This is a genomic window from Acidiphilium iwatense (assembly GCF_021556475.1).
GTDB classification, from domain to species: Bacteria; Pseudomonadota; Alphaproteobacteria; order Acetobacterales; family Acetobacteraceae; genus Acidiphilium; species Acidiphilium iwatense.
In genome coordinates this window covers 101116-108304 of sequence record NZ_JAKGBZ010000011.1, presented here as the reverse complement: position 1 = coordinate 108304, position 7189 = coordinate 101116, and the positions used below count along the sequence as shown (strand labels likewise).

6 protein-coding genes are annotated in these 7189 nt (G+C 63.7%); all 6 read left to right on the top strand.

What is annotated here, in order from left to right; all coding sequences use genetic code 11:
* The first annotated feature begins 132 nt into the window (after positions 1-132).
* The 6 genes from L2A60_RS07895 (at position 133) to L2A60_RS07870 (ending at position 7188) form a co-directional block, all read left to right on the top strand.
* On the top strand, positions 133-714 hold the full coding sequence (locus tag L2A60_RS07895; protein ID WP_235703829.1) for a cupin domain-containing protein: 582 nt from the start codon (positions 133-135) through the stop codon (positions 712-714).
* Between the two features lie 280 nt (positions 715-994).
* The gene (locus L2A60_RS07890; RefSeq protein WP_235703828.1) at positions 995-2368 is read left to right on the top strand and encodes an aspartate aminotransferase family protein; all 1374 of its coding nucleotides are present in this window, start codon (positions 995-997) and stop codon (positions 2366-2368) included.
* Between the two features lie 10 nt (positions 2369-2378).
* The gene (locus L2A60_RS07885; protein ID WP_235703827.1) at positions 2379-3740 is read left to right on the top strand and encodes a glutamine synthetase family protein; all 1362 of its coding nucleotides are present in this window, start codon (positions 2379-2381) and stop codon (positions 3738-3740) included.
* 1 nt (position 3741) lies between these two features.
* Positions 3742-4644 (top strand): N-carbamoylputrescine amidase, encoded by a 903-nt coding sequence (gene aguB / locus L2A60_RS07880; protein ID WP_235703826.1) that lies wholly within the window; start codon positions 3742-3744, stop codon positions 4642-4644.
* Positions 4641-5732, top strand: a complete 1092-nt coding sequence (gene aguA, locus L2A60_RS07875) for an agmatine deiminase (protein ID WP_235703825.1) — start codon at positions 4641-4643, stop codon at positions 5730-5732. Before aguB ends, aguA begins: the two co-directional genes overlap by 4 nt.
* 76 nt (positions 5733-5808) lie before the next feature.
* A complete protein-coding gene (locus tag L2A60_RS07870) occupies positions 5809-7188 on the top strand; it encodes an APC family permease (RefSeq protein ID WP_235703824.1) in 1380 nt (459 codons plus the stop codon).
* Position 7189: the final 1 nt, after the last annotated feature.

Genomic DNA, 7189 nt, shown 5'->3' with positions numbered 1-7189 from the left:
TGCGCGAGGATGCCCATCTGCGCGCCGGGCTGAACGTCGCCGAGGGCCGCATCGCCCATCCCGCCGTCGCCGAGGCAATCGGCGAAACCCTCCTCCCCACAGATCAACTCCTCAACGCAGCTTAGGGAAGCGATGGACGCGGAAATCCCGATCGCGCGCGAGGATGGTGCCGGGGTCGGGGCGAGGCTGAAGCAGATGCGCCAGGTCTTCGGCCTGACGCAGCGGGAATTGGCCCGGCGGGCCGGGGTGACCAATGGCGCGATCTCGCTGATCGAGCAGAATCGGGTGAGCCCGTCGATTTCGTCGCTCAAGAAGATTCTCGACGGCATTCCGATGTCACTCGCCGAATTCTTCACCCTCGATCTCGCGGCTCCCGAGGATGTGTTTTTCGAGGCGACCGGCCTGACCGAAATCGCCTTCGAGGAGCGGATATCGTTCCGCATGGTCGGCAAGCGGCTGAAGGACCGCGCATTGCAGATGCTGCACGAAACCTATCGGCCGGGTGCCGATACCGGCGAAGCGATGCTGCGCCATGCTGGCGAGGAGGCGGGCGTCGTGGTGCGCGGGCGGCTTCTGGTGACCGTGGGCGATCAGGAGCGCGCCCTCGACACCGGCGATGCCTATTACTTCAAAAGCCAGATTCCGCACAGATTTCGCAACCCGTTCGACGAGATTTGCGAGGTGATCAGTGCGAATACCCCGCCGAGTTTCTGAGACCGATCGGTGAAGGCTTCGATTTTTGTTGAACCGGTCGCTGGATTTCGATAGACTGATCGGTGATGTTGGGGATAAGCAACAGGTTTGAGCTGGGCCGGCGCGGGGATTTTCAGTCCCGGAAGGCGCATGTTCGCGCCATTTGCGCGATCCATGACCTGCATGCCGAGTTGCTTCTGCTCTGCGCGCGGATCGGCTACAGCCCGCCGCATCGCTCCTGATCGTTGCAGCCTTGCGGCATGTCGTGCCGCAGTTTCGCTCTGACATCGGAGTTTTTTTCATGCTTGACGATATCGCGACTTTTGACTGGCAGGCGGCTGATGCCGCGTACCATCTGCACCCGTTTTCCGACCACAAGACACTGCATCAGGAAAAGATCCGCATCATCACCGGTGCCGACGGGGTGTTCCTGACCGACGACCGGGGAAATCGCATCCTCGACGGCATGGCGGGGCTGTGGTGCGTCGCTGTAGGGTATGGCCGGCGCGAACTGATCGACGCGGCGACGCGGCAGATGCAAAGCTTGCCGTTCTACAATACGTTTTTCAAAACCGCGACGCGCCCGGTGATCGCGCTCGCCGAGCGCCTGACCGCGATGGCGCCGGGCGATCTCAACCACGCATTCTTCGCCTGTTCCGGTTCCGAGGCGGTGGACACCGCGCTGCGGATGGCGCGGACCTACTGGATCACCAAGGGAAAGCCGGAGAAGCGGGTGATCGTCGGCCGCGAATACGGCTATCACGGCTCGACCACGCTGGGCGCCGCGGCCGGCGGCATGGTGGACATGCATCGTCAGGGCGCGAGGCTTCCCGATTTCGACCATGTCATGCCGCCCTACTGGTATGGCTATGGCGGACAGATGAGCCCGGAGGAGTTCGGGCTTTACGCGGCGAAGCAGCTTGAGACGAAGATCAAGGAGATCGGCGCGGACAACATTGCCGCCTTCATCGGCGAGCCGATCCAGGGCGCCGGCGGCGTGCTCATCCCACCCGAAACCTACTGGCCCGAGATCAACCGCATCTGCCGCGAGAACGATATTCTGCTGATTGCCGACGAGGTGATCTGCGGTTTCGGCCGCACCGGGCGGATGTTCGGCGCCGAGACCTTCGGCATCACGCCCGATCTGATGACGCTCGCGAAGGGAATAACATCGGGTTATATTCCGCTCTCCGCCGTGCTGGTGGGCGATCGCGTGGCCGACGTGCTGATCAACGAGACCGGCGAATTCTATCACGGTTTCACCTATTCGGGGCATCCGGTCGCCTGTGCGGTGGCGCTCGCCAATCTCGATATTCTGGAGAACGAGAAACTGCCGGAACGCGCGGCGCGAATGGGCGACGTGCTGCGGGCAAAACTCGATGCCGCACTTGGCGATCACCCGATGGTGGGTGAAATCCGGCATATCGGGCTGATCGGCGCGATCGAACTGACATCCGATAAGCGCACGCGGCGGTTTTTCGAGAAGCGCGGCCGGGTCGGCACGATCTGCCGCGACCATTGCTTCGCCAATAACCTGGTGATGCGCGCGGTGCGCGACACCATGGTGTTCTCGCCGCCGCTGACTATCTCCGAAGCCGAGATCGACGAGATGGTCGCCCGTGCGACGCGCGCCATCGAGGCGACCTACGATGCCGTGCGTGCCGAAATGGCGTGAGGTGAACGCCATGGATGCGATCGCGACCACCGAAGCCCGGCGCGCGCTGCTCGCCGAAAGCGAACTGATCGAAGCCTTCATCATCGACGTGAACGGCGTGCCGCGCGGCAAATGGCTGCAGCGCGACAAGGCCGATGCGCTGCTCGGCACGGGAATCGCGATTCCGCGCTCGGCCTATCTGCTCGATATCTGGGGGCGTGATATCGTCGAGGGCGGCATCGCCTTCGATACCGGCGACCCCGACGGGCTGTGCATCGCGGTGCCGCACAGCATCGCCAAGATGCACTGGGCCGAGGGCGAGGCGGTTCAGGCGCTGCTGACCATGCGTGAGGCCGATGGCTCGCTGTTCTATGCCGATCCGCGCGGCGTGCTCGCGCGCGTGCTCGAACGGTTCGCGGCGCGCGGACTGACCCCGGCGCTGGGAGTCGAACTGGAATTCTATCTGGTCGATCCGAACCGGGCCGGCGGGCAGCGCATCGCGCCGCGCGGGGCGGATGAAAGCTTCTGGCGCGGCTGGCAGACCGACACGATGGGGTTGTGGGAAATCCACGATTACGAGGCGATCCTGCGCGATCTGCTGCGCGCGGCGGAGGCGCAGTCCATCGCGCTGGATACCCTGATCAGCGAGAACGGTCCCGGCCAGTTCGAAGTAACTTTGCGTTATGCGCCGGATGCTCTGCGCATTGCCGACGATGCCGTGCTGTTCAAGCGCGCGGTCAAGCAGATCGCGCGCAAACATGGCCTGTGCGCGACATTCATGGCCAAGCCGTTCGGCAACTGGGCCGGCAGCGGGATGCATGTCCATATGTCGGTGCTCGGCCGCGACGGGGCCAACATATTCACCGGCGATGCGGCACGCCCGAGTGCCGCGCTGTACCACGCGCTCGGCGGGCTGGTCGCCGCGATGCCGGAGACGATGCTGATCTTTGCGCCGCACGCCAATTCGTTTCGCCGTTTCGCACCCGGAACTCATGCGCCGGTATTCGGCGATTGGGGGCACGATAACCGGATGTCGGCGATCCGCGTGATCAACGCGGAGCCGCGCGCGGCGCGGCTGGAGCATCGCGTCGCCGGAGCCGATTGCAACCCGTATCTGGCTTTTGCCGCCTTGCTCGGCGCGATCCTCGACGGGATTGAGACCGAGGCCGATCCGGGACCCGAGACGCTTGGCGACAAGACCGGCGCGGCGGCGCCGAAACTGCCGATCGCCTGGAGCACGGCAGCGGATCGGTTCGCCAATTCCGCGCGGGCGAGCACGATTTTCGGCGAAAAATTCCAGTCGATCTTCGCGTCCTGCAAGCGCCAGGAGATCGCAGAGTTCCGGCGCCGGATTTCCGATGTCGAATACGACGCCTATCTGAAAAATGCCTGATATGGCGAGCGATATTGTTCTTGCCGCGATCCAGATGAGCTGCGGGCCGGATCGCGCGGCGAACCTCGATCATGCCGAGACGTTGGTGCGGCAGGCCGCCGCCGCGGGAGCCAGGATTATCCTGCTGCCGGAATTATTCGAGACGCGGTATTTCTGTCAGGATCAGATCGCCGATCATTTCCGGCTCGCGACGACGGCCGACGCCAATCCGGCGGTCGCGCGGTTCCGCAAAATCGCGGCCGAGTGCGGAATCGTGGTGCCTGTGTCGTTTTTCGAGCGCGCGGGCCAGAGTTTTTTCAACTCGATCGCGATCGTCGACGCGGATGGCGCGGTTCTGGGCGTCTATCGCAAATCGCATATTCCCGACGGCCCCGGCTATACCGAGAAATTCTATTTTTCGCCGGGCGATACCGGATTCAAGGTCTGGAACACGGCATATGCGCGCATCGGCGTCGGTATTTGCTGGGATCAGTGGTTTCCCGAAGCCGCGCGAGCGATGGCGCTGATGGGAGCGGAAATTCTGCTCTATCCGACCGCGATCGGCTCCGAACCGCAGGATGCGGCGCTCGATTCGCGCGATCACTGGCAGCGCGTGATGCAAGGCCATGCCGGGGCGAACCTGATGCCGCTGATCGCGGCGAATCGCACCGGCATCGAGCCGGGGGCGCACGGCACGTCGATCAGTTTCTACGGCAGTTCCTTCATTGCCGATCAGTTCGGCGGTAAATTGGCTGAGGCCGGCCGCGACGGCGATGCCGTGCTGACCGCGCGAGTCGATCTCGGCGGAATCGCGGCGGCGCGGGCGTCCTGGGGGGTGTTCCGCGATCGCAGACCGGAACTCTACGATGTGCTTGGGAGTTATGACGGCGTGCATCGACACGCGGCGAAGGCTGAGCCGCGATGACGACCACGCCGCGCATCGACGGGTTTCGGATGCCGGCGGAATGGGAGCGTCACGCGGGCTGCGCAATGATCTGGCCGGAACGGCCGGATAACTGGCGGGACGGTGCGCGCCCGGCGCAGGCGGCTTTCGCCGCGGTGGCCGCTGCGATCGCGCGTTACGAGACGGTGACGATGATCGTGTCGGAGCGGCTGATGGATGCGGCGCGCGCGGCGTTGCCGCACGAGGTTCGTCTGCTCGCGATCGAGACCGACGATTCCTGGGCACGCGATGTTGGCCCCGTGTTCGTGGCCGATGCCAATCGCCGCGTGCGGGCGGTGGATTTTCCGTTCAACGCCTGGGGTGGACACGAGCACGGGCTCTATGCGCCGTGGGACAAGGACGACGCGCTGGCCCGGCAATTGTGCGAAGCGCTTGATGTCCGGCGTTATCGCGCGCCCTGCGTGCTGGAGGGCGGTGCGATCCATGCCGATGGTGAAGGCACCGCGCTGGTCACCGAACCTTGCCTGCTCGATCCGGCGCGCAATCCAGCAGTAACCAAAGCGGCGATGGAGCGCTGGCTCGGCGATTATCTCGGCGTTCAGGCGGTCATCTGGCTCGGCCCCGGCATTCCCGAGGATGAAACCGGCGGACATATCGACAATCTCGCCTGTTTCGCGGCTCCTGGCCGGGTATTGCTCGCCTGGTGCGACGACCCGGACGACCCGCATTACACGGTTTCGCGCGCGGCGGCGGCCCGGCTCGATGCCGCGACGGATGCGCGCGGGCGGCGGTTGACGATCGAAAAACTGCCGATGCCGTCAAAAATGGTCATCACTCAAGAAGAATCGGCCGGTGTCGTCTCGACGGGCAAGGGGATGAACCGCGCCGAGGGCGCCAGGCTCGCCGCATCGTATGTCAATTTCTACATCGCCAACGGGGCGGTTATCGCACCCGGTTTTGGCACCGAGACCGATGACGCGGCCCGCGCCGTGCTGGCGCGCAATTTTCCGGGCCGCGACATCGTCATGCTGCCGGCGCGCGAGATCCTGCTCGGCGGTGGCAATATCCATTGCATCACCTGCCAGATTCCCGAGGGGAATCCAGGATGATCGCGATGACCTGTGCATGGGGGCAATAACAAGAACCGTGCGGCGCCAGGAACGTTCAACCGTATAGGAGCAAACAATGCGAACGGAGCTGAGGGCGAATTCGCTCTCTTTCATCGAATCGATCGTGATGGGCATTGCCGGCAGCGCGCCGGGCTACACCATCGCGGTCACCACGGCGGCGCTGATCGGCGCGGCCGGGCTGCTCTCACCGGGCAGCCTGATCATTTTCGCCATACCGATGCTGGGCATCGCGGTGGCCTACAAGGCGCTGACCAAGCGAATGGTCAATGCGGGTGCGGCCTACGATTGGACGAGTCGGGTATTCGGCAAATTTTTCGGCTATTTCTCGGGTTGGGCGCTGCTTGTCGCCTCGATGGTGTTCATGGTCACCGGCAGCCTGCCGATCGCCACATCGACCCTGAATTTCATCGCCCCGGCCTTGACCAAGAGCGTGGTCATTACCACAGGTGTGGCGACATTCTGGTTCCTGCTGATCGCTTTCGTGCTGATCGCCGGCATCAAGCTGACCAGCAAAATCCAGATGGTGATGAGCACGATCGAGCTGGTGATCCTCGCGGTCGTGGCGATCGCCGCCTTCGTCCATGTCGGGCTGCATGGCTCGGTGAACCATTTCTCGTGGTCCTGGTTCGGCTTTCATTACACGGCCGGAGGATTCGCCGCGACCGCGCTGGTGGTGATTTTCTTCTATTGGGGCTGGGATGTCACGGCGAACCTGTCGGAAGAAACCAAGGATGCCGAGACCAACGCCGGCAATGGCGGATTTGGCAGCGTGTTCGTGACCATCGTTTATTATGTTGCCTTCACGCTCGCCGCCCTTCTGCTGTTTACGACCAAGGCGGCGCAGGGATACAGTGACAACATCGTCTATAACATCGCGGTCGCGTCCGGGCTTGGCCGTACCGGGGGGCTGATCGCCTCCGTCGCGGTGATTTTGTCGTCGATCGCGACACTCGAGACCACGATGCTGCAATTCTCCCGCACCTTGTTCGCGATGGGGCGGGATGGCGCGATGCCGACCGCGTTCGGCGCCGTCGATCAGCGCACCGAAACCCCGGTGCGGGCGATGTACCTGCTGATCGGCGTGGGACTCGTGGTGCTCTGGGTGTCGTCGCTGATGCCGACGATCAACACGATCATCACCGATTCGGTGAATGCGATTGGCATTCAGGTTGCCTATTATTACGGGCTGGCCGGGCTGGTCGCGGCCTGGATGCTGCGCGACATCTACAAGGAATCGGTATGGCGCTGGATCGCGTTCTGCCTGTTCCCTGCGGCGAGTGCGATTTTCCTGTTCGCCATGGCGCTCTACGCGATCACCACCTTCAATACGATCACCAATCTGGTCGGAATTGGCGGCCTTGTCGCGGGCATCGTGTTCTTCCGGCCCTGGCGCACCATCGTGCCGTCCGCACCGGCTCCGGCGGCGGCGGAATAGG